The sequence below is a fragment of the Candidatus Kuenenia sp. genome (assembly GCF_027493735.1).
In the GTDB taxonomy this organism is placed as follows: domain Bacteria; phylum Planctomycetota; class Brocadiia; order Brocadiales; family Brocadiaceae; genus Kuenenia; species Kuenenia stuttgartiensis_A.
In genome coordinates this window covers 38,043-61,232 of record NZ_JAOSKF010000005.1, presented here as the reverse complement: position 1 = coordinate 61,232, position 23,190 = coordinate 38,043, and the positions used below count along the sequence as shown (strand labels likewise).

The following is a 23,190-nucleotide window of genomic DNA, read 5'->3' as shown; positions in this document are numbered from 1 at the left end:
GAAGGGAAATAAGCGAACATTCCTTTCTTAAACAAAATGCAAAACGTTGGTACTCATTCACAATTACTGAACCGGGACAACATGGGATTGAGGTGAAAAGTGGTTAGCCTTCAAGAGATTATTCAACTAGCTCAAAACATCCGCCTGGACAATCAGCCGGGAGACTGGAAGACGGTCAGCAAAAAACATTTGATCAACATTTTGAACTATATTCACTTCCAGTCCGGCACCATCCTTATAAATTTCAAGCATTTGAAATACAACAATATCATATCCCTTCAAGCCAGGCCGAAACCATGCCTTGACGATAGTTTCGACTGCATTTGGCTTCGACCAAAAGGACTGAAGCTAAATGCCTATGAATTCCTCGATATTTTTCTTACTGAGGGAGAAAAACTTATTCGTATTAAAACTGATGTGATGGCTATACGCGAGGAAGGAATACGTTTCTCTCTCCCTGATACCTGCTATGAACTCGGACATCAGCGGGTAAAAAGGTATTCATGTGAAGGCGTTCAGGTTGATTTCATTCAAAACGGTACAGTTTTTTCCGGACGTCTTTTGGATTTTGGCGCTGTTTCATTCTGCGTAGAAGTATCAACAGTACCGCCTCAATCCTTCTATTGGGTAAATCCTGAATGCCCCGTCTATATAGTTTTTAAAGACGAACAGGATACTTTTTATTCAGGGTCATGCAGAATCACCAGACAAACCGATGGTCAGAAAACGAGGTCATTCATACTAGAATCCATTGACAAACAGATGCGCAGGTTTAAACCTAAAAAATACCGTAGTTCAAGGCACAAACTGATACCTTCACCCAATATCATTTTCCTGCATCCCTTAACCAGTAAGATGATCAATCTGGAGGTTGAAGACCTGGCAGGTTCGGGTTTATCTGTGAAGGAGTATTACTACAATTCCATACTTCTGCCGGGTATAATCGTGCCTGAACTTTTTATAGAATTTGCAGATGGTTTTAAGCTCAAGTGCAAGGCACAGGTTGTTTACAGGAATACAGCCAGAACCAAAGACAGCACAATGTTTGTAAGGTGTGGTATTGCTTTTCTGGATATGGATATTCATGACCAGGGAAGGCTTTCAGGCATTCTGCATCATGTAGCGAACAAAAAAACCTACGCCTGCAACTGGGTGGACCTGGATGCCCTGTGGAAGTTCTTTTTTGAGACGGGTTTTGTATATCCAGGGAAATATGCCCTTATGCATAACAATAAGGAACGGTTTAAAGAGACGTATGAGAAGCTGTACATAAAAAATCCCGGTATAGCAAGGCATTTCATTTATCAGAGTAATGGGATAATTCATGGACATATATCTATACTCCGTTTTTATGAGAATACGTGGTTGCTTCACCACCATGCCGCGAGCAGGTCAAGTGACAGCATGGCGGGTCTTGTTGTGTTGAGCCAGGTTGAGCGGTATATAAACGATTTCCACCGCCTCTATTCAACACACATGAACTATGTTATTTGCTACTTCAGGCCAGACAACCGTTTTCCTCATAGGGTATTTGGTGGAGTTACGGAATCGATACATGACCCTAAAGGGTCTTCCATCGATCCTTTTGCCTATTTTCATCATCATAAAAATGCAAATCAAGTAGAAATGTCAGCTTTGTGGTCGCTTACGAAAGTGCAACCGGAAGACCTTACGGAGCTTGAAAGCTTTTATGAATATACGTCCGGAGGTCTTATGATACACGCCCTGGATTTGGAGCAAAGTATGCTTGATAGTGACGAACTCAGCAGAGAATATCAACGGCTTGGTTTTAAGAGGGAACGGAGACTCTTCTCTCTGAAGAAAGAGGGTATCCTTAAGGCTTTTATCATGTTAAACATCTCTGACACAGGGCTGAACATGTCAGACCTGACCAATTGCATTCATATTATAGTGCTGGAGTCTGAAGATGTTCCCCGCGATGCCCTTTATTCCTGCCTGTATAAGCTATCAAACTACTATGAGCAGGAAAAAATCCCGATACTCCTTTACCCTGTCAGCTATGCTGAAGAGCAGTCAATACCTTATGATAAGGTGTATAATTTGTGGATACTGAATATGCAGTATACGGATCAGTACTTTGAGTTCATGGAGGGTTTATTTAGTCGTGTTCAAAAGGATAGATTTAAGAATAGCGCAAATTTTGGGTAAATCCCTTTTTTGATAATTTATTTAAAAACTTTGATTATAACTCGGGATGAATGCAAATCGCTTCATTAAACAAGGTTGTAGGTAGCGCACATTTTTTCTTTTGATATTCCTGATAAACGTAAAAACGCAATTTTCACTCCACTTCTATTTACGCAAAGCATACTGTCTGCAATCTAAATATCTATGAAAACGCCAAAGATAGACAATAGGCCTTTATATAACAGCCGTATAATAGATACTTATATTAAGCTTATTAAAAGAAACTATAGTTATATAAATGTAGGTGAACTTTTAAACTATGCCGGAATGGAATCTTACCAGGTTACTGACGAAGGTCACTGGTTTACCCAGGAGCAGGTAGACCTCTTTTACGAAAGGCTGGTAAAACTAACGGGAAATAAAAATATTGCCCGTGAAGCAGGCAGGTATGCGGCATCACCGGAAGCTATAGGAATAATGAGACAGTATGTCCTTGGCCTTGTTGGTCCGGCAAAAGCCTATGAGATAGCAGGGAAGTACGCTCATAATTTCACTAAATCGGCAATCTATAAATCAACAAAAAGAGGAACCAATAAAGTAGAAATTACGGTTGTTCCGAATGAGGGTGTCAGCGAAAAACCATTCCAATGTGAAAACAGAATTGGTTTTTTTGAGGCTATTGCCATGGTATTTAATTATAGATTGCCAGGGGTAGAACATCCAGAATGCCTTTTTAAAGGGGGAAGGGTTTGCCGTTATATAGTTTCATGGAAAGAATCACCATCATCTTTTTGGAAAAAAATAAGAAATTACGCAATCATATTTTTTGCAGCAGCGTGCCTTAGTTCTTATTTCATGCATCCATGGATAACGCCGATAACGGTTTTTCCAATTTCCGTTTTTGCTGTTTTGTTATTAACCCTCTATGCTGGAATCATCGAAAAAAGGGAATTAAATGCAGCTATAAACAGCCTGAGAGATTCGTCCGATAAGCTTTTGGAACAGGTTGATGTGAATTATAACAACGCCCTTATGATAAACGAAATGGGCATGGCCGTTAGCAAGCAGATGGAGATTGATGGTATTCTGTCAAACGTCATACAAGTTTTTGAGAAAAGACTTGATTATGATCGTGGTTTGATTCTTTTGGCAAATCAGGATAAAACGAGACTGGTCTTTCGCACAGGTTTCGGATATACAGATGAATTGTTAAGCGTGCTGAAGAATACCTGTTTCCGTTTAAACAGACCCCCATCAAAAGGGGTGTTTGTCGTTTCCTTTCGTGAACAAAAACCCTTTTTGATAAATGATATTACTGAAATAGAGACTACCCTTTCCCCGCACAGTTTGGATTTGGCTAAAAAAATGGGGACCAAGTCCTTTATCTGTTGCCCCATAGTTTACGAGAAAAATTCGTTAGGGGTCCTCGTTGTAGATAATATAAAGACAAAAAAACCATTCCGCCAGAGTGATATAAGTTTGTTAATGGGTATTGCTTCAGAAATCGGGATAAGCATTCATAATGCCACTCTTATCGAGGCGAAGGAACGACAATTCAAGTCCATACTCCTGGTTCTGGCCGCCAGTATCGATGCCCGCGATTCCCTGACGGCCGGACATTCTGAAAAGGTTACAGAATATGCCCTGGGCATCTGCAATGAATTAAATATGCCAAAGGATTATTGCGAAATGATCAGAGTGGCCGCGCTACTGCATGATTATGGCAAGATAGGCATCAAAGACTCTGTCTTAAAGAAAGAGGGGAAACTGGACATCGAAGAGCGTAATGAGATAGAAACGCATACGACAAAAACCAGGAAAATATTAGAACAGATAAACTTTGAGGGCATTTATACGGAGGTTCCCTACATTGCAGAGTGCCATCATGAAAAGATCGATGGAAGCGGCTATCCAAAAGGTATTAAGGGAGAAGATATTCCCCTGGGAGCCAAAATAATCGCGGTGGCTGACTTTTTTGAAGCTATCACATCAAAACGTCATTACCGGGACCCGATGCCCATTGATATAGCGTTTCAGCTTTTAAAAGAGGAAGGTAAAATACATTTTGACAAAAATGTTATAGAGGCATTTATTAGTTATTATAACAGGGGAAATAACGACTAAAGTGAGGTGGCCGTACAGGCGTAGAAAACTATGAAAAAAAATAACACAAACAAAGAATCCAGAAACTCAGAAACCGTGCGTGATAAAGGCGTCACCTCGACTGATTTGTTATGTGTTGAGTTTCTACTTTAATACTTTTTTCATACAATACTTCTGGATCAATATCCAAATGATTTGCCCATTCTATCGTATCAAACTTGACAGTTACAGTGTTAAACATGGAAATATCTTTTAATTCTGCAAATTTACCTATGTTAAAATACGGTGAGACGTCAAAAATTCTTTCTTCCTCATTTTCAAATTTAATCAAAAGCTTACACCCATCTAATGGCTTTACGCTTATTACCGACAAATACATAGATTTCCTCCTTATTTTAAAGGTTCGATTGGGAAAGGAAGTTCGCCTTTTGATGCTAATTCCCAATCAGCTAAAAGTTCTTCCTTATGAATTTCAGCCCATGCCAAAACAAGTTTCGTTTGTTTTGGTGGCAACTTACCTTCTGATACCTCACATGCACAAATATCAATAATGGCCTTGTAGTCTTGATAATATGCGTGGACGTGCGGAGGGTTATGTTCTCTCGGAGAACAATACATCCTGATAATGATTCCGTAAAACATAGAGATAGTTGGCATCACGTCTCCATTAGTTTAGTTGTACCTACAAATTATTAATGATCTTGTTTGATTTTCCGCTATTACAGTCTGAACAAGCAGTAACTAAATTTCCAAATTTCCAAAAAACGCAGATTAACAATTCGTGTGCAATTGCATTGTTAGCTGACTTTTGGGTGCAGAATTAGACCCTTTGCTCCATTGATTACTTTGGCGATGAACCTCGTCGCACTACAAAGACAATTTCCAGTTGTCATTAGAATTTGTTTCGTATTCCGTGCTTGTTTGGTTCTGGCTATGCCATCTTAGGTTTTAAAAGAGAAACGCCCAAAGACTCTCCTCCCTTAATCCACTCCCAAGGTGGCTCTTCTCAAATTCCCCTGCTGGGAAGGCCAGGGGTAGGTTAACGGCATAATGAAAAACCTTGTAACACTTTAGTCTTTCAAAAAACATGATTGGCTATTTAACTAAGCCATAGGTTTACGTCCACGGCAACAAATTACCGGCGTGTAGGTAAATCTTCTGGGATTAGTAAAAAATTCATTAAATTCATCCAAAAACTCTCTATATCCCCCCTCATATTCTTTAAAATGGAAATTTATCTTTCCTGAGACAACTTCAAATTTTTTCATCCAGTTGAAGGCATCGGCATCCTTTAATTCCCCAAATATCAGGTGATGTGAGGCAACATCTATGTTTATATCCTGATAACCAAGATCATACAGGAAAGAATAAAGCTTTCTCCCCATGTAAGGGTCAAAATCTGCTTTTTCTTCTAAATATTTCATTATAGCGAAGAGGGTCGTTTCCAGCCTTGGAGAAAGACCAAAATGGTTTAAGCAATTATGGTCAAGATCAATCAGACATAAAATACCCCCGGGTTTTACAATTTCGGATATATTCTTAACGATATTGAAACTATTCAAACGATAGTATTCCAGAAGAAAGCGGACCCATACAAAGTCAAACACCCCCAGGTCGTTGAGGGGTTCCGGTATATCTTTACATATAAATTCTATTCTTTTGACACCGTAACGTTCTTTAGCAAATTCAATTCTTTTTTCCGCGCCATCCACACCTATTGCCACACCATCAGGTTGAACCAATTTATGAAGTATAGAGGTTGTTTTTCCTGAACCACAGCCAATATCAGCTACACGCATTCCTGTCTCTATACCTGCCCAGAGGGCCTGTTTCTCAACAACGCTTGTATCTGTTTTTATGTCCAAACGCAAAGCCTCTTCATCATTTTCCATTAAGTATTCTTTGCCCTGCATGTATTTAAACTCCTGTGTTATTAGAATTCAGAATCAGATTTAAAAACGGATGGATATTTTTGGTGATAGTGTGAATTTAGCCAGCTCTTTTTACCTGCCTTATTAGACTTGTAAATGGCGTAGAAATTTCTCATGCTCTTTAATTTAAGAAATGATTTCATAAGGCGAAACTGGAATGTAGGAAAAGAATATATTCGATTCTTGATATAATTGTTGCCTATATATACGGTATCTATCTCCACACCTTGTGGCGGATGTACCAGATAAGAGAAGCGGTATTTATCCCAATCTTGTGGGAAGTTTTGATAAAGTAATCTGCCCTCTCCTCGCAGTTGATCCATCAACTGGGTGCCGGGGAGGGGAGTAAGCAATGTGATCTGAACAATATCAATTCCCGATTGGACTAAAAAATCAGCTAATTTTTTATAATATAGAGAAGATTCATTATCATTGCCAATTATAAATGCCCCTAATACCCCTATTCCGTACTTGTGAAAACGATCAACTACTTTTTTATAATTTTCCACGCCAATCTTCAGATTAATCCCTTTTTTCATGTCCTTTAGCATTCCCTGGCTGATGGTCTCAAAACCGATAAACACATACAAGCATCCGGATTGGGCTGCCAGTTCAATTACTCTCTCATCATCTGCTGCATTAATAGAGGTCTGCATCCACCACCTCTTATGTAATTTCCGCTGGATCATGCCCTTAAACAATTCCATAGCCCGGGCTTTACTCTCCGTGGTATAACCAATCAGATTATCGTCCACAAAGGTTATATATTTTCCCTTTATCTCCTCAAGTTCATTCAGTATCTCCTGGGGCTTACGTTGGCGATATGCTTTACCAAGATGCTTAGATACCGAGCAGAAGTAACAATTAAACGGGCATCCGCGTGAAGTCTGCACAGAATGCCAGAAATAGTCAGGGTGCAGGAGATCATGACGGGGAGTGGTTTTAAACGTGGTTAAGTCCATTTGAACGCCTACATATTTTGAGGACAGACGATTATTTTCAAAATCGTTAATCACCCTTTCCCATATACCTTCCGCCTCACCAATTAATACCGCATCAGCATACTGTAGCGCCTCGTCCGGAAGCATCGAGACGTGTATTCCCCCCATAACCACCTTTGTTTTTCGTTCACGATACATACGTGCAATTTCGTAAGCACGGCTAATCGTAGTAGTAAAGGCAGTGATAGCCACCAGGTCCGCTTCTTCAAACACAAACTTATCAAAATTTTCATCTACAATTTTAACATTCCAATTTGAGGGAGTCACTGCGGCTACATAGGCCAGACCTAATGGAGGAAAGGTGGAAAATTTACTCAGGAGATAACCACTTCTGCGACCTACTGGATTTATTAATAAAAGTTTTTTCATGCGTTATTTGTACTCTAAATACCACTTAATTTGAATAATAATTTTATATAGACGCATTTAACAGGTTATTGCAGAGTATTAATACTCTGCAATAACCTTTAACAAAAGGGCAGTTTTCGTGTTAATTTTTTTTTGATTGATAATGATATTTAGATTTGATTATATAGGCACGTTATCACACTTGAACCTTTGCATTTCATTTCTTATCTCAAACAGGAGGATGTTTACTATGAGTCGAAAAGGATTATTGAAAGGAATAGCTGTTCCTCTCTGTGTATTGTTTGTCATTTGTATCATTCCAAACGCGTATGGTTCCGGCTTCGCGATCTTTACCCAAGGGGCTACCGCACTCGGACAGGCAAATGCCGTAATTGCCAACTCTGATAGCCCGTCGGCTATCTTTTTTAATCCTGCATTGATTAATAAACTCGACGGGACACAGATAGAAGCTGGGACGACCGTGCTTTTGCCTTCTAATGAATTTAGAAGTGATTTATCCGGAAAGACTTTTAAAACAGAAGAAGACGTGTTTTTCCCCTCCACGGTTTTTATCACCCATAAGTTCAATGATAAGGTTAGTGCCGGACTGGGCGTCTTTAACTCTTTTGGATTGGGAATTGACTGGGGTGATGATTGGGAAGGAAGGTATATAGCTACCAATTCAGAATTACAAACCTTTAATATAAACCCCGTGGTTTCATATCAGATAATGCCAAATATCGCATTCGCGGCAGGAGTTAACTACGTTCTGCTCGATACTACTTTAGAGAAACAGATAAATCTGTCTCCCTACGGGCTATCCGACGCCGGACAACAATTTGACGGAGATGGTGATGGCATTGGATATAATCTTGGCTTTATCTACGACATTAACGAAGATATTTCCATCGGTACATCGTACCGCAGCAAAATCGAGGTTGATATTGATGGCGACGCCGATTTTGACCTTCCCAACGGTACCCCTTCACTAATCAGCACACTATTTCAAAATACCGGAGGCAATGCAGACCTGACACTTCCGCAACAGGCTCATGTGGGAATTACCTATAGAGGCATAGACTGTCTTACGCTGGAAACTGGTTTGAGATGGGAAGGTTGGTCTTCCTTTGACGAATTAAAGATAAATCTTGATCAGCCGGTTGCCGGCAGTAAAACATCCGTTACCGAAAAAGATTGGAAAGATACCTATTCAGTAAATCTTGGCGCCAAATATCAGATAAATAAAACATTTGCATTGCTTGCAGGTTACCTGTACAGCGGAAACCCTGTACCCGACAAAACTTTTGACCCCATTGTCCCCGATGCCAATACACATCTTATTACCCTCGGAACCAATATTAAATTCAAACAATTCAGAATCGACATAGCATATGGTTATCAGCGGCTCGAAGGCAGGAGTAAAAACAATTCCATTGATGACAATCCCTCTGACTCCCTGGTAAATAGTGCCACCAGCGCGAGTGGAAAGTATGATAGTGATCTCCACTTGATTGGTATCAGCCTGGTGTATAATTTTTGATTGTAGATTATGGAAGGCATTTATTTATATAGCACCCACATTCCTAATCCGGCATAGCCAGAAACTAAACAAACACGAAAACAATCTGCAGTCCTCAATTCTCAATCTGCAATTTGACGACGACAGATTGCTGACTACAGAAGGGACAATTAAACATTTTGCCAAAAAGCACGCACTGACGAATGGAAGTGTGCAAAGAAATTACCAATAAGGTACTAATGCCATGCCCGGCAGAACCAGAAGATCAGAAGAATGCAGAGAACACTACCAACTACCCCAAAAACGAAAAATCCCCCGTTGTTGTCCTATTGCCGGAGAGAAAATGGGATACCCCCTGCCTGCAAATGCAAGAACCTCAAAACCATTCCAAAACAAAGAAGTACCGGAAAGAGTCGAAATGAAATGAAATCGTTTCACTATTTAAGCTGGTTTTTTATAATTTGTTGCAAAAAGACAAAAAATTAGTAGTATTTTGTAAGCTTCGTATTTAATCTTTTGAAAGAAACATAGTAAAATGATTACTATACCCAAATCCATATCAAACTACTGCGAGAAAGCAATAATAGGTCTATTGCTTGCTGCAGTTGTCATTATTCCCCTGTTTTTTGATATACGCCTCTACAGCGTTTTTGACCTTAGCAAGGTCGCGGTTTTATATTTTTTTTCAATAGCTACGCTCGTAATCTGGACAATCTTACTAACGGTCAAACATGATTTTTCATTTTCGCATGTCTCGATAAACACGCCTATTCTTGCCTATATAGCAATCTTTATCATTGCAACAACGGTATCGATAAATCCGGTTATGAGCCTTTTCGGTACCTACAAGCGTTTTGAAGGGCTGGCGGCCACACTCTGCTATATATTTCTTTTTTACGTCACAATACATTTCATCACTACGCGTACAAGGCTTTATATGCTTTTGATATCTATGGCCGTTTGCGCGTTAATTTCTTCAATTTATGGGATTTTTCAGCGATGCGGTGTGGATTATTTTACATGGAGCAGCAGTGGCCCCCGGGTATTTTCAACATTTGGAAATCCTGTATTCTTTGCAGCGCAGCTTGTTATGGTACTGCCCGTGGTCGTTTCTTTATTTTTCATAGGCTTTAAAGAGAAAGAGGGCAAAGATGGTATTTTCATTAACAATCGATATGCCATCTGGAGTTTTTATGTAGTATCGGTGATCATATACATCGCCTTTTGGCTTACCAATACCAGGGCATGTTTTGTAGCGCTTCTTGGCGGGATCGTACCGTTTCTCTTTTTCATTTTTATAAAACGATCTACCGAAAGGTATCCATTCTTAATACTTGTTGTTTCATTCTTTATTATAGGGATATTCTTTAATGTGAAGCCTGAAACGTCATTTATTAAACATTTTGCTGCTGATGTGCAAAATGAAAAGGATTCGTCAGATTTTTTTATTGATAAAGAGGCGGAAGAAAAAAGTATATCCCGGAAGCCAAGGCCATGGATTGCCGGAAAATTTTCTGTTACAGGATCCTCCTTTTCCAGGATTTTTCAATATCTGGCGGCTGTTGAAATCATAAAGGACTATCCGGCCCTTGGCATTGGTCCAGATACCATAGGGATTGTTTTTCAAAAAAATCTGGCAAAGGTATTTTCTGTTTTAGAAGAGGATAATGGATTTCAGTTTCCCCGTCAGGATAGAATCCATAATGATATCCTTGATACTGCCGTCACCCGGGGCATCCTGGGTTTGGGAACGTATGTGTGGCTGTTGACTGCCTTTGGGGTATATGTTGGCAGGAATTACAGGAGATTAAACAATCGGGATAAGATCCTTATATTAGGGCTTTCATCCGGAATAGTTTGCTATCTCATTCAGAATCAATTTAGCTTTGGAAACACCCCCATTGTGACGCTTTTCTGGGTGATGATGGGGCTTTGTATTTCGATAATAAAAATAAATACCGCCGAAGGAAATGGCGCGGGCGAAGAAGCGCAGTTAAAGCAAAAAAAAATCCTTCAAAAGAAAGAGAATGTCCCTTCCCCTGGCAAAATCTGTTTTAAGTGGATTTGTTGTGTATCGATACTTGCCATGTTGGGTTTTATCACCTTATTTGTTTTGCGTATATACAAGGCGGATATGAATTTTGAATATGGCAGAAGGATATTGAATTATTCTGAGAGAGAAAATTCAGCACTGATGGTTGATAAAGGACTGTTCTTTATCAACAGGGCAGTCCTTCTCAACCCTTATGAAACCACGTATCGTGACGAATTATGCAAAGTATATTTACAAAAAGCATCAAATACAAATGATGAGAAATGGATACAAAAGGCATTTGTCCATGCGGGTAATTCTTTAAAGGTTATTCCGGAACATTTTGTAGGTTTTTTTCATTTTGGCATGATTTATCAGATGTTAGCGGAAAAATTTAATCGGCCTACGATTGATCAGGCGATTGATTTTTATAGCAAAGCGATAGAAATGGACCCGTTTCAGGCGCAATTTCACGGCAATCTTGGGTTTTTATATCTCAATAAGGGGAATACGGATCGCGCACTGGAGGAATTCTATCAGGCGTATTTGATTCGGCCAGCAACCGTCACCTATTTAGAGCGATTGACCAATATTTATTTACAAAAAGGGGAGATGGAGAAGGCACTCTATTTTGCGGAAAAGGCGGTTGAAATAAATCCTGCAGAACCTGTGTATTATAATAACTTAGGTGCGATTTTTCTTAAAAAAGGCATGCCGGATAAAGCGATTGAAAGTTTCAAAAAGGCGCTGGAACTTAGTCAGAACGGACAAGTTTACCTGGAGAATTTAACAAATGCCTGTTTGTCTGCGGGAAAATATGAAGAACTTTTGGATTGTTACAAAAAACTCATTGAACGGAATCCTTCCGTTGCAGACTACTATAATAATGTTGGCGTTATTTATAAAAAAAAACAACAATATGATGAGGCCGTCCGATATTCTCAGAAGGCCGTGTCATTGGCGCCTGAGAATCCCATTTATACACACAATTTAGCGGGGGAATATGTTGATTTACAGCAGCATGACCGGGCAGAAACCCTTTTACGCGAGTTTAATATGGCCTACCCGGAGCATGGTTATGTAAATATTTATTTGCTACTTGCAGATATTTACCTGAAAAATTTCGACTGGGAAAATGCAGTGCACGAGTGCCAGAGAGTAATACAAATAGATAAAAAATCAATCGATGCACACAGGATACTTGGCGTTGTTTATTATAATAGGGAACAATATGATCTGGCGAAGGAGGCATTGGAAAACACGCTAACGCTTGCACCTGATGATAAGGTCGCCAGGGAATTACTCGAAAAGATTGAAGAAAAAACCAGGGAGTAAAAGATGTCGTTGGTGAGGTTTGTATGCGTTGTTATTTTTCTCGTGTAACTATTCAGCGTAATTTATTAAATTACCCGGAGATCAGAGCGCAACTCGTTCCCAAACCTTGTACTGAACATAGTGAAGTATCTGTTTGGGAACGAGCCGTGTATCGTTTTACGCTGAATAGTTGCTTTCTCGTTGCTTTTTTGTACTATTTTTGCTATCTATAAATCCATGTTTAAATCATATGACCTTATAAAAAAACTGGAACCAAAAATTGGCGAAGATGAAGCCCGGGATCTTATCGAGTTCATTGAGGCTTACAGGGGAGACGGTGCAACCAAAGCAGACATTGAGTTGCTAAAAATTGACGGTGAAAAAACGAGAAACGCGCTTGGTGTTAAAATTGATCGAACAAAAAGTGAACAAAAAAAAAAAAAACCCAAAAAAGGAAAAAAAAACACCCAAAAAAAGTGACTTGAAGGCAAAATCGATCGAACAAAAAGTGAACTTGAAGGCAAAATTGAAAATTCCAAGCTTGAACTATCAGGCAAAATCTATATTGCTAAAATCGACCTGCTTAAGTGGCTTTTTGGTTTCTGGATTACGCTCTTAGGCACAATTGTCTTCCTGTGGTTTTCTAAATAATCATCCCTAAACGGACATTTTAAAAACATATTCATTTCCCTACCTGCCAGTCATTATTTTTTTCAAAACGAATTTATTTAAAAGAATCCATATCCCATAGCCATACACGGGCATGGTGGAGAAAATGTGCATGGACGTTTTTTTTAATCCCTCATCGGTTGCCATTATCGGTGCTACGGAAAAAACCGGCAGTGTGCCTGGAATTATACTGAAAAATCTTCTAGATATGGGTTTTGCCGGAAGAATTTATCCCGTAAACCCAAAATATAGGGAAGTTTTTGGCTTACAATGTTTTCCTGCACTGTCTGATATTTCTGAGGAAATTGCGCTTACCGTTATTGCAATACCGGCTTCGTTTGTATTGGAAATCGTGAAGCAGCAGGCGCAGAAGGGAGTCCATTATGCCGTAATAATCAGTGCGGGATTTCGCGAAATGGGCGCAGAGGGTATTCAAATGGAAGAGGATATCCGGAAAGTTGCGCTTGAAAATAATATTCGCATTATAGGCCCCAACTGCCTGGGGGTTTTAGATAATTATGCGAACTTTACCACATCTTTCTTGTCATGGGAAAGGATTACTAAACCAAAAAGAGGCGCCCTCTCAATTCTTTCGCAAAGCGGGGCATTTGCCATCACTGTATTGGATTTAGCGGCCCAGGAGGGAATAGGTATCGCTAAAATGGTGAATTACGGAAACCGGATGGATGTGGGAGAGTCCGATCTTTTGCCGTTTTTAAAGGAAGACCATCATACAAAAGTTGTAGCCATTTATATGGAATCGGTTGATCACGGAAGACGGTTTATTGAAGCCGCAAAAGCCTGTTCCAGGGAAAAACCTATTGTAGCGTTGAAAGTAGGAAAGGGCGCTGCAGGGGTAGCGGCTGCTAAATCGCATACCGGAGCAATTGCAGGAAACTATGAAATATATAAAGCGGCATTTCTGAAGGCAGGCATTATTGAGGCAAATGGCCTTGAAGAATTTATTGACGGGATAAAGGCCCTTTCCATGCAATCCCCTCCCATGGGTAACAAAATATTAATCGTAACAAATGGAGGGGGCTTTGGCGTTATTGTGGCGGATTATTGCGCCCAAAACGGTTTGGAAGTGACGCCTCCTTCGCCTGAATTAAAGGAGAAATTAAAGGAGAAATTCGCTAAGTTTTACGTTGTGAATAATCCGGTAGACTTAACGGGAAGCGCGTGCGATGATGATTATCGCGTTGTTTTGCAAACTTGTATGGTCGAAAGCGATGAATATGACGCGGTTATTATTATACCGCTTATGTCGCCGAAAGGGATGTCTGAGAAAATTGTATCCGTTATTGATGAGACAATGAAGGCATCGGGGAAACCCGCTGTTGTGTGTACCGTTGGCGGAGTTTTCGCCACGAAGATAAAACGGTTATTGGAAGAACGGCATTATCCCGTATACCCCTCTCCGGAAAGAAGCGCAAAGGCCATGGGCATGTTGTTGGAGAGAAAGATGTTGCAGGCGCATTAAAGGAAAGGCAGATAAATTAAAAATTTTCATTCACAATTAAACTGATTTTTGGTAAAAATAATAGGGCGTTGGTGCCGGGGAAAAGCCTTGGTAGTATATCGCTCAGTTTTGGGCTTATCTGAGCAGCTTCGACACCGACGCTCTTTTTTTTCTTTATACAAACTGTAAGGGCGAAGCATTTGCCATAAATTGTCATAAATGCGTTCGTACCTAAACTGGCAAATGCTTCGCCCCTACCCTGGTAGAATTGCTACCGTGTCTTAAGCCGATAAATAATAAACATATAGTTCTTGAACAGAGAACATGGCGGCCATTACCTTTATAGAAAATATCATTCTTTATGGCACCCCTTGAAATAGAAAAATCCGACCTCCAGTCAATTGAAAAGATAGTAAACGGCCGTACAAGGATTAAAAAGGAAATTGCAAAGGTCATTATCGGTCAGGAAGACGTTATTGACGAACTTCTCGTTGCCCTTTTTTGCAAAGGGCATTGTCTTTTTGTGGGAGTTCCAGGCCTTGCGAAGACATTACTGGTAAGTACGTTAGCAGATGTTTTGAATTTGAAGTTTAATCGTATACAGTTTACGCCAGACCTCATGCCTGCGGATATCACAGGCACAGATATTTTAGAGACGGATCACGATACGGGAAAAAGGTTTTTCAAATTTATTAAAGGCCCTATCTTCTCCAATATTTTGCTTGCGGACGAAATTAATCGCACACCTCCAAAGACGCAAGCTGCCCTCCTTCAGGCGATGCAGGAAAACAAAGTGACTGCAAGCGGCGCTACCTATAAACTTGATCCCCCTTTCATGGTATTTGCTACCCAGAATCCCATTGAACAGGAAGGCACCTATCCTCTGCCTGAAGCACAACTTGACCGGTTTATGTTTCAGATTAATGTAGAGTATCCTTCCAGGGAGGAGGAAATAGAAATTGTGAGAACCACCACATCTGCTTTTAAACCCTGTGTTTCTAAGGTATTCAGTCCCGAAGAAATAATACATCTTCAGGAATTGGTTACCAGGGTGCCCGTTGCTGATCATGTGCTTGACTATGCCGTAAGATTGGTTCGCGCTTCCAGGCCAAACGATTCGGAGGCGCCTGATTTTATTAAAAAATGGATTAGCTGGGGGGCAGGCCCCCGTGCGTCGCAATATCTTATCCTTGGCGGTAAGGCCAGGGCAATACTGGATGGCAGGTATGCAGCGACATGCAGCGACGTTCGCAAGCTTGCAAAGTCCATATTACAACACCGCATTATCACGAATTTTCATGCAGAAGCCGAAGGGAAAACAACCCTTCACATTATCGACCAGTTGGTTGACGCCATAAAAGAATGAATGAAACACGGCGCAATATAGCCTCAACCGCTCTACCAAAGTGAGGAATCTTAAGATTCCTCACATCGCGCAGTCCACAAACCACAGTCCTCAATCGGCAATTTGCCGGCTGAAGACTGTGGATTGCCGACTGCATACTATAGACTACTTCTAAAAAATGCCTGAAAATCCTTTCGATCCAATAACACTCTCAAAGATTGCGAATATGGAATTGCGCGCAAGGCTGGTAGCGGATGCGGTAATGTCCGGCATTCATAAAAGTCCTTACACCGGTTCCAGCATCGAATTCCTTGAGCATAAAGAGTATTCTCCCGGCAATGAGATAAAACATATTGACTGGAAGGTACAGGCAAAGACTGATAAATATTATGTAAAACAATTCGAGGAAGAAACAAATCTTAAAAGCTACCTCTTTGTCGATGCCAGCGGTTCTATGGGATATAAGTCAAAAGGGGTAAGCAAACTTGAGTATGCAATTACCCTTGCGGCCTCTCTCTCGTATCTGCTGCTAAGGCAGTCCGATCTTGTGGGATTGGTTTGTTTCCGCGAAGGCATGAAGCAGTATGTGCCTCCGCGGTCGAGACTTTCCCATTTTTATGCGATAATCAAAACACTTGAAGGATTAGAGGCTGGTGGTGCATCCAATATCGGCGCCGTTCTTAAAGAATTTGCTGAAAAGATCCGCCATCGTTCATTAATTATCATCATATCTGATTTTTTTGATAATAGGGAAGAAATTATACGGCAATTAAAATATTTCCATTTTAAAAAGAACGAAGTATTATTATTTCACATTCTGGACCCTTATGAACTCACTTTCCCGTTTGAAACGATTACTTATTTCGAATCGATGGAAGATGATAGAAAGATACTGGCAGACCCAAAGACGATAAAAGACCGGTATCTGGCAGAAATAAACCGCTTTATTGATCAATTCAAAAAAACATGCCTGGAAAATCAGATAGATTACTGGCTGATAGATTCTTCCACACCTCTTTCTTGACCAAACGTTAATTCAGTTTTTGGCGCGAAGGGAAAATGTCCTCCGTTCAATCATCAAGATATGACGCACCACGGTATCAGTAATTTCTTTGCATTATTTGGTAAAATATTTAATGGTGAAATCTGATAATTGTAAAATCTGAAACACGAAATGCGAAACAAATTCGAATAACAAAGCATAAAATTCAAAACAAATCCAAAACATCCCTGTCTGCGTGCGGTCACGCACAGGCAGGCAACAATATGAAGCATGAAATGTACGATACGAAAGGTGTACTTGTTTAGAATTTACATCATTTTGTCATTAGAATTTGTTTCGTATCTCGGACTTCGAATTTCGTATTTTTCATTTCATGTTTGTTTGGTTTCTGGCTATGCCAGCTTAGGTATCTGTTTATTATCACTTTTTTGGGGGATATAATGCATGGCACATCATTTTAAGAATGCGGAAGAATGTTGGAGGTCTATCCTGTCAGATGTAAAAGGAAATGCCAATTTACTGAGTGAAATCAAGAGGTTTGCGGAAGAAAACACCGCTCCGGCAAAGATCGTTTTTGGGACATCCGGCTGGAGAGGAGAAATGGGCACAGACTACACCTTTCATACGGTGCGCATAGTAACCACCGCAATAATTGAAATGTTTAAAAACGCAAGCGCTGAATTACTGAGCGCTTTAGGGGCGGAGAATTTCGGGGATATAAAAAAACGCGGCATAATTGTGGGACACGATAACAGGTTCCTTGGGCCTGAATTTGCAAATGCTGTTATGGGTTTATTGTCTAAGGAAGGCATCAAGGTGTATTACACAGGTGAAGCGACCACACCTGAATTATCAGCCTCTATTGAAATGGTAAATGCCGCCGGCTCGATAAATTTAACCCCTTCGCACAACCCTTCCAATTATGCCGGATTTAAGTTTAATCCGGCCGATGGCGGCCCTGCCGGCACTGAGATCACAAGTGTCATTGAAAGGAATGCAAACCAATTAATGGCAAACAACAAAACCATACCGGCAATTTTGCCCGGAGATGTAGAGAAGATAGATACCATAAAACTTTATAAAGATTTTCTTCTGCGCCGGGGTACATTGGATATTGAGAAAATCAGGCGATTTATTCAAAACGAAGATTGTTTTATTTGCATAGATCATGTTCACGGCGCATCAAGAAAAAGACCTGCTTCAATTCTCGGAGAAAGCAATAAAATATCTTATCTGAGAACTGAAGACGACTATTTGTTTGGCGGCATTTCTCCGGAGCCTTCTGCCAGAAACATACAACCGGCAATGGATATGCTGAAGGGAAGAGGAAACAGATTTAAGCTGGGCGTGGTTATTGACCCGGATGGAGACAGAATACGATTTACTGACGGAAACAGAGATATCACCATAAACCATTTTGGCGCGACGGCGCTCCACTTTTTACATACGTATAAAAATATTTTCGGCGTATTGGTAAAGTCGGTAGCAACCAGTAATTTTGGAAATGCCATTGCTCAAAAACTGAGTATTCCGGTAAAAGAAACGGCCGTAGGGTTTAAGAATTTTAGGCCCTATATGTTACAAAAAGCCAGTGAAAGGGCAATTGTCGCCTACGAAGAGAGCGACGGAATAACCGGATACAACAATACCCTTGAAAAAGACGCCTTGTTTGGCCTTTTGATCGCCATTGAAATGATGGCTGTTACAGGAAAAAACATCAGTGAATATCTTTGCATGCTGGAAGAAGAATTCGGCGCATACTATCCTGAAAGGGCAGGAATTGAGGTCGCGCGTTCTCTGGCAGGGGAACCGCTCGCAAAAAAACTTTCTAAACTACTGGAAAGATTTAAAACAGGTGAAGAATTTTTGATAGGTGAAAAGAAGAAAAAAATAGCTTCTGTTATCACCACAGACGGCATTAAAATAGTACTGGACGATAATTCCTGGTTTTTGATTCGGCCGTCCGGCACGGAACCAAAAGTAAGATTTTATACAGAAACAAGATCTCAGTGTGAAGCGGCGGCAATGATTGACGCCGTAAAATCCATTACAAAAGAGGCGCTTGAATAGGATGCAATATCATTTTGAACAGGGGAGCAGATATGTCGATTAAGGAAAATCTGGAGAATGTAAAACAAAACATCGCCAATGCAGCAATTAAAACAGGGAAGAAGCCGGAAGATATCACCCTGGTTATGGCAACAAAAACGGTGGATGTTGACCGGATACGTGAAGCAATCAAGGCCGGCGGAAATATCATCGGCGAAAACAAAATACAGGAGGCGCTCAAAAAATACCAGGAACTGAAAGATGAAAAGGTGGAATGGCATTTTATTGGGCATTTGCAGACAAATAAAGTAAAAGACGCCCTGAAATTTGCACATATGATACATTCCGTAGACAGACTTCCACTGGCAGAAAAACTCGATCACCGGCTTATGCAGGAAGTGAGGTCGCTTGATATCCTTGTGCAGGTCAATACTTCTCATGAAGAGAGCAAGTATGGCATCGAACCAGAAAAGGCAATATCCCTGATAAAACAAATCGCAAAATATGACACGTTAAATATTCGTGGACTTATGACTATCGGGTTATTTACAAAGGACGAGGTAAAGATCCGGAAGTGCTTCAAAGTGTTGAAAGCACTTTGTGATACTATTGCAACGGAAGGGATCGATAGGGTGCAAATGGACTACCTATCCATGGGGATGACAAATGATTACCAGATAGCTATTGAGGAAGGCGCAAACATGGTAAGAATTGGCACGGCAATTTTCGGGGCAAGAAATACTCCCGATGCATATTACTGGCCATCAGAAAAAACAGACCAGTGAGATTGTGCAACATAAGAACTATTGAAAAAGCATACTCCATATTATTGCTGGATTCGTCGCGAAAGGGCCGCTCCTTAATCCACCCAGTACTGGTTCAGGATAGAAAAGGGTTTGCTGCTTTCTCTTAGGAAAACCCAGCAAACCAAGAAACAGAAAATTTGAAGAAAAGGCTGAAGTGGCTGCAAATTGCGACCACCTTAAAAAGCTTAAATGTTTTTCTGCCTTAGAAATTCATGGCAGACGTTCACGGCAAGAAAACCAGAAGTTTATAACATGTCAAATTAATTGGATGCCTATCATAAGGCAAAAAGAAGAGGCGTAAATGGGCAAAGAAGAACTTTTAGAAGATTATAAATACGCTTTTAAATCTCTTAAAAGTGTAAACCAGGAGGAAGTGTAATGGGCATGATAACGAAACAAATCAAACACCCTTATATCACAATTAATAAAAAAATAAGAGGTGGTGCGCCTGTTATTTCTGGCACGGGTATCCGGGTGCTGGATATAGCCATTCGATATGAAATCATGGGGCAGTCTCCCGAAGATATAATGGTTGTACTACCACAGATAAACCTTCCGCAGATTCATGATGCACTTTCATACTACTATGAACACAAGAACGAGATAGATAGCATATGGAAAGCAGCAATTCAGGAAACCGAAGATATTAAGAAATTGCGTTCTTCCATTCTGGAGAAGAAGCTTGGCAAGATTAAAGATATACACTGACGAAAATGTTGATGTCCGTATTGCTGAAGGTTTAAAGAGGGCGTGGAATTAAGGCTTTTTCTGCTCATGAAAAAGAAATGATGGAGCACCTCAGATATAGAACATTTCAAGCATGCGTCAGCCATTAAAGCCGTTATTTTTACCCATGATCATCATTTTCTAAAAATTGCAAAAAAGTTAGAAAGAGGTGGGGGAAAATCACTGGGGTATAATATTTGTTGAAATGAACAAATTGAGCGTTGGTGAGTGTATCAAGAGATTGGCCTTTTATGCAGAAATTTTATCACTGGCAAAAATGAAGAATCAGATAGAATTCTTATAATTGAAGATTGTATCAGGTGAAATATTTGATTCCATTTTCAGCATTACAAACACTAATAGGCGAAGCATTAAAATCGCAAAATAAACCGGGAATAAAGAGAATGACTGATTGTTTTAGAAAACAATGAGGAGGGGTGATATACAATGTTAAAAATAGTTGATGAAGTCCCTTTTTTCCATGACGAAAAAACAAAGGAAGGATTTCTCTTGGTTTTAGGCGCATTGAGTACACGCATAATAAGTCTAAGAAAGGCTGCAGAAATTATGGAATTAGAAGAAGCAACCTTACTTGAAATGATGGAAATGCTCGGCTTTGAATTTTCATACTTAGCGGAAAGTGATATAGGATTGGAAAGGAACGACTAGCGTTGAAGGCCAGAAGGGGCATTTTCGGCACTCCGAAAGGAGCCTTCCGCGTTTGCCAGCGAATTAAGACTCGCGGCAGCAGTTAAATGGTATGAAATGGGAATAATATCGCAGGAAAAGGCTGCGGAAATATCGGGTCTCACGCGCGCTGAATTTATATTTTCACCGGGGAAATTTGGAGTTTCGCCGTTTCAGTATACCATTGAAGAAATAAAAGAAGAAATATACCATGAATAGACGATGGGTTGCTAACACATCGCCATTAATTTTATTGAGTAAGATAGGGTATCTACATCTTCTTATTGGTTGCGGAATTAAAGAAAATGGCTTATTATTCAGAAAAAATTCATGACAGACGTTCACAACAAGAAAACCAGAAGTTATAACATGTCAAAGATCAGGGGCAAGGACACAAAGCCGGAAATCATTGTCAGGAAATTCCTTTTTGGGAATGGCTTTCGATATAAACTTCATGATAAAATGTTACCTGGCAAGCCAGACCTTGTTTTCCCGAAATATAAAACGGTTGTATTTATTCATGGCTGTTTCTGGCACGGTCACGACGGCTGTAAATATTTCGTAGTACCTAAAACCCGCAGGAAATGGTGGCTTGAGAAGATTAACCGGAATAAGCAGCTAGATACTGAAAACTCTGGAAAATTAAAAAAGCTGGGCTGGAAAATCTTAACGGTGTTTGAGTGCAAATTAAAACATGGGAATATGGAAAATACCTTGAATCGGTTAGCAACGAGATTAACAAAATGAGATATATCGACTTATTTGCAGGAGCAGGTGGTTTCTCAGAAGGTTTCAAAAGAGCCGGTTTTGAACCTGTGGCATTTGTTGAGGTGGATCCCGCTGCATGTTTTACCTTAAAAACGAGGCATTCCTTCCATTATCTCAAAGAAAATAACAAACTTGATATTTATATTAAATATCTTAAAGGCGAAATAAACAGAGAGCAACTTTATTCGATTGTTCCTTCCCATATTTTAGAATCTGTAATTAATCTTTCCATCAGTGACGAAAATAACTCTAAGATTTTTCAGATAGTAGAAAAACTTATTGGCAGGAAAGATATAGATGTGATAGTAGGCGGTCCTCCCTGTCAGGCATATTCTTTAGTAGGACGGGCAAGAGATAGAAACGGAATGCGGGATGATCCAAGAAACTACCTGTACATTCAGTATGGAAAATTTCTAAAGAAATATAGCCCAAAGCTATTTGTTTTTGAAAATGTAACAGGGTTGCTTTCGGCAGAAAAAGGAAAACATTTCAAAAATATTCAGGATGATTACAGGAAATTGGGATATGTAGTTGAACACGTTAAAGTAGAAGCAAAAGAATTTGGCGTCCTTCAAAATAGAAAAAGGGTAATTATTATAGGATGGAAAAAAGATTTAAATTTTTCATTTGGCCGAATAAAAGAGCAAAGCAGCGAGGAATATGAAGTCGGTAAAATTTTTAAAGACTTACCTAAATTAAGCGCAGGAGAAGGTAAAGATAAATATTGTAATTATGTTGATGGAATCAATGATTATTTGCGTTTTGCAAAAATAAGAAATGGTTTTGATGTTTTGACACAACACATTACAAGACCACACACAGAACAGGATAAAGAAATTTACAGAATTGCAGTTGAAAAATGGAAAAGAAGCAAGGAAAGACTTGATTATAATGACCTTCCGGAAAGGCTTAAAACCCATAAAAACAGAAACGCTTTCTTAGACAGATTTAAGGTCGTAGCTGATAATGTAAATTATTCACAGACAGTTGTAGCGCATATTGCCAAAGACGGACACTATTACATTCATCCTGATATAGAACAAAATCGTTCAATCTCGGTTCGGGAAGCTGCCAGATTACAGTCATTTCCTGACGATTATTATTTTGAGGGAGTAAAAGAGGGAAAAAGCAGAACAGCAGCCTTTAAACAAATCGGGAATGCAGTACCTCCCCTTATGGCAGAAAAAATTGCAGCAGCAGTAAAATACCTTTTACCTAATGGTTGAATGCAGGATGAAAGGCAGCCCATAATGGTTGTTCCTTTTTGGGAAGTGAATAA

At 39.9% G+C, this 23,190-nt stretch carries 19 protein-coding genes and 1 pseudogene; 16 read left to right on the top strand and 4 right to left on the bottom strand.

Going from position 1 to position 23,190, the window contains the following annotated elements:
* Positions 1-99: 99 nt before the first annotated feature.
* The gene (locus tag M5U24_RS04130; protein WP_298201663.1) at positions 100-2,169 is read left to right on the top strand and encodes a hypothetical protein; all 2,070 of its coding nucleotides are present in this window, start codon (positions 100-102) and stop codon (positions 2,167-2,169) included.
* Positions 2,170-2,352: 183 nt separating this feature from the next.
* The gene (locus tag M5U24_RS04125; protein WP_197705166.1) at positions 2,353-4,272 is read left to right on the top strand and encodes an HD family phosphohydrolase; all 1,920 of its coding nucleotides are present in this window, start codon (positions 2,353-2,355) and stop codon (positions 4,270-4,272) included.
* Between the two features lie 91 nt (positions 4,273-4,363).
* On the opposite strand, the gene M5U24_RS04120 is transcribed toward M5U24_RS04125, so the two are convergent.
* The 4 genes from M5U24_RS04120 to M5U24_RS04105 form a co-directional block, all read right to left on the bottom strand.
* Positions 4,364-4,624 (bottom strand): DUF2442 domain-containing protein, encoded by a 261-nt coding sequence (locus M5U24_RS04120; RefSeq protein ID WP_197705167.1) that lies wholly within the window; start codon positions 4,622-4,624, stop codon positions 4,364-4,366.
* Between the two features lie 17 nt (positions 4,625-4,641).
* Positions 4,642-4,908: a DUF4160 domain-containing protein gene (locus M5U24_RS04115; RefSeq protein WP_099325378.1), complete on the bottom strand. Its 267-nt coding sequence runs from the start codon at positions 4,906-4,908 to the stop codon at positions 4,642-4,644.
* A gap of 446 nt (positions 4,909-5,354) precedes the next feature.
* A complete protein-coding gene (locus tag M5U24_RS04110) occupies positions 5,355-6,164 on the bottom strand; it encodes a class I SAM-dependent methyltransferase (RefSeq protein WP_099325379.1) in 810 nt (269 codons plus the stop codon).
* A gap of 20 nt (positions 6,165-6,184) precedes the next feature.
* Positions 6,185-7,552, bottom strand: coding sequence for a radical SAM protein (locus tag M5U24_RS04105; protein WP_099325380.1), 1,368 nt, complete (start codon positions 7,550-7,552; stop codon positions 6,185-6,187).
* Positions 7,553-7,781: 229 nt separating this feature from the next.
* Here M5U24_RS04105 and M5U24_RS04100 point away from each other — a divergent pair, with 229 nt between their 5' ends.
* The 14 genes and pseudogenes from M5U24_RS04100 (at position 7,782) to dcm (ending at position 23,137) form a co-directional block, all read left to right on the top strand.
* Complete coding sequence (locus M5U24_RS04100; RefSeq protein WP_099325381.1) at positions 7,782-9,071, top strand: OmpP1/FadL family transporter; 1,290 nt, start codon at positions 7,782-7,784, stop codon at positions 9,069-9,071.
* A 182-nt stretch (positions 9,072-9,253) separates the two neighbouring features.
* A complete protein-coding gene (locus M5U24_RS04095) occupies positions 9,254-9,472 on the top strand; it encodes a hypothetical protein (protein ID WP_099325382.1) in 219 nt (72 codons plus the stop codon).
* 113 nt (positions 9,473-9,585) lie between these two features.
* Positions 9,586-12,417, top strand: coding sequence for a tetratricopeptide repeat protein (locus tag M5U24_RS04090; RefSeq protein ID WP_164995665.1), 2,832 nt, complete (start codon positions 9,586-9,588; stop codon positions 12,415-12,417).
* A 216-nt stretch (positions 12,418-12,633) separates the two neighbouring features.
* Positions 12,634-12,876 carry a hypothetical protein gene (locus tag M5U24_RS04085; RefSeq protein WP_298201659.1) on the top strand — a complete coding sequence of 81 codons (243 nt, stop codon included), beginning with the start codon at positions 12,634-12,636 and terminating at the stop codon, positions 12,874-12,876.
* 301 nt (positions 12,877-13,177) lie between these two features.
* Positions 13,178-14,548, top strand: a complete 1,371-nt coding sequence (locus tag M5U24_RS04080) for a CoA-binding protein (RefSeq protein ID WP_164995664.1) — start codon at positions 13,178-13,180, stop codon at positions 14,546-14,548.
* A 340-nt stretch (positions 14,549-14,888) separates the two neighbouring features.
* Entirely contained in the window at positions 14,889-15,893 is a 1,005-nt protein-coding gene (locus M5U24_RS04075; RefSeq protein ID WP_099325387.1) for a MoxR family ATPase, read from the top strand.
* 157 nt (positions 15,894-16,050) lie between these two features.
* Positions 16,051-16,896 (top strand): DUF58 domain-containing protein, encoded by an 846-nt coding sequence (locus tag M5U24_RS04070; RefSeq protein ID WP_298201657.1) that lies wholly within the window; start codon positions 16,051-16,053, stop codon positions 16,894-16,896.
* A gap of 423 nt (positions 16,897-17,319) precedes the next feature.
* A complete protein-coding gene (locus M5U24_RS04065) occupies positions 17,320-18,945 on the top strand; it encodes a phosphomannomutase (protein WP_099325389.1) in 1,626 nt (541 codons plus the stop codon).
* Between the two features lie 32 nt (positions 18,946-18,977).
* Positions 18,978-19,709 carry a YggS family pyridoxal phosphate-dependent enzyme gene (locus M5U24_RS04060; RefSeq protein WP_298201655.1) on the top strand — a complete coding sequence of 244 codons (732 nt, stop codon included), beginning with the start codon at positions 18,978-18,980 and terminating at the stop codon, positions 19,707-19,709.
* 405 nt (positions 19,710-20,114) lie between these two features.
* Positions 20,115-20,438, top strand: coding sequence for a DUF433 domain-containing protein (locus tag M5U24_RS04055; RefSeq protein ID WP_205713344.1), 324 nt, complete (start codon positions 20,115-20,117; stop codon positions 20,436-20,438).
* Positions 20,439-20,903: 465 nt separating this feature from the next.
* Positions 20,904-21,125: a hypothetical protein gene (locus M5U24_RS04050; RefSeq protein ID WP_164995659.1), complete on the top strand. Its 222-nt coding sequence runs from the start codon at positions 20,904-20,906 to the stop codon at positions 21,123-21,125.
* A gap of 21 nt (positions 21,126-21,146) precedes the next feature.
* Positions 21,147-21,362: pseudogene (locus tag M5U24_RS04045) on the top strand (UPF0175 family protein); the annotation flags it as partial.
* Between the two features lie 111 nt (positions 21,363-21,473).
* Positions 21,474-21,890: a DNA mismatch endonuclease Vsr gene (vsr, locus tag M5U24_RS04040; RefSeq protein WP_298201653.1), complete on the top strand. Its 417-nt coding sequence runs from the start codon at positions 21,474-21,476 to the stop codon at positions 21,888-21,890.
* Positions 21,887-23,137 carry a DNA (cytosine-5-)-methyltransferase gene (gene dcm / locus M5U24_RS04035; RefSeq protein ID WP_164995657.1) on the top strand — a complete coding sequence of 417 codons (1,251 nt, stop codon included), beginning with the start codon at positions 21,887-21,889 and terminating at the stop codon, positions 23,135-23,137. The genes vsr and dcm overlap by 4 nt, the downstream gene beginning before the upstream one ends.
* Positions 23,138-23,190: the final 53 nt, after the last annotated feature.

What these genes read in the sequence shown, in the direction of transcription:
- M5U24_RS04125 (WP_197705166.1), top strand. Translation starts at nt 2,353, where the DNA reads ATGAAAACGCCAAAGATAGACAATAGGCCTTTATATAACAGCCGTATA.
- M5U24_RS04115 (WP_099325378.1), bottom strand. Translation starts at nt 4,908, where the DNA reads ATGCCAACTATCTCTATGTTTTACGGAATCATTATCAGGATGTATTGT.
- M5U24_RS04110 (WP_099325379.1), bottom strand. Translation starts at nt 6,164, where the DNA reads ATGCAGGGCAAAGAATACTTAATGGAAAATGATGAAGAGGCTTTGCGT.
- M5U24_RS04105 (WP_099325380.1), bottom strand. Translation starts at nt 7,552, where the DNA reads ATGAAAAAACTTTTATTAATAAATCCAGTAGGTCGCAGAAGTGGTTAT.
- M5U24_RS04100 (WP_099325381.1), top strand. Translation starts at nt 7,782, where the DNA reads ATGAGTCGAAAAGGATTATTGAAAGGAATAGCTGTTCCTCTCTGTGTA.
- M5U24_RS04095 (WP_099325382.1), top strand. Translation starts at nt 9,254, where the DNA reads ATGGAAGTGTGCAAAGAAATTACCAATAAGGTACTAATGCCATGCCCG.
- M5U24_RS04090 (WP_164995665.1), top strand. Translation starts at nt 9,586, where the DNA reads ATGATTACTATACCCAAATCCATATCAAACTACTGCGAGAAAGCAATA.
- M5U24_RS04085 (WP_298201659.1), top strand. Translation starts at nt 12,634, where the DNA reads ATGTTTAAATCATATGACCTTATAAAAAAACTGGAACCAAAAATTGGC.
- M5U24_RS04080 (WP_164995664.1), top strand. Translation starts at nt 13,178, where the DNA reads ATGGACGTTTTTTTTAATCCCTCATCGGTTGCCATTATCGGTGCTACG.
- M5U24_RS04075 (WP_099325387.1), top strand. Translation starts at nt 14,889, where the DNA reads ATGGCACCCCTTGAAATAGAAAAATCCGACCTCCAGTCAATTGAAAAG.
- M5U24_RS04070 (WP_298201657.1), top strand. Translation starts at nt 16,051, where the DNA reads ATGCCTGAAAATCCTTTCGATCCAATAACACTCTCAAAGATTGCGAAT.
- M5U24_RS04065 (WP_099325389.1), top strand. Translation starts at nt 17,320, where the DNA reads ATGGCACATCATTTTAAGAATGCGGAAGAATGTTGGAGGTCTATCCTG.
- M5U24_RS04060 (WP_298201655.1), top strand. Translation starts at nt 18,978, where the DNA reads ATGTCGATTAAGGAAAATCTGGAGAATGTAAAACAAAACATCGCCAAT.
- M5U24_RS04055 (WP_205713344.1), top strand. Translation starts at nt 20,115, where the DNA reads ATGATAACGAAACAAATCAAACACCCTTATATCACAATTAATAAAAAA.
- M5U24_RS04050 (WP_164995659.1), top strand. Translation starts at nt 20,904, where the DNA reads ATGTTAAAAATAGTTGATGAAGTCCCTTTTTTCCATGACGAAAAAACA.
- vsr (WP_298201653.1), top strand. Translation starts at nt 21,474, where the DNA reads ATGACAGACGTTCACAACAAGAAAACCAGAAGTTATAACATGTCAAAG.
- dcm (WP_164995657.1), top strand. Translation starts at nt 21,887, where the DNA reads ATGAGATATATCGACTTATTTGCAGGAGCAGGTGGTTTCTCAGAAGGT.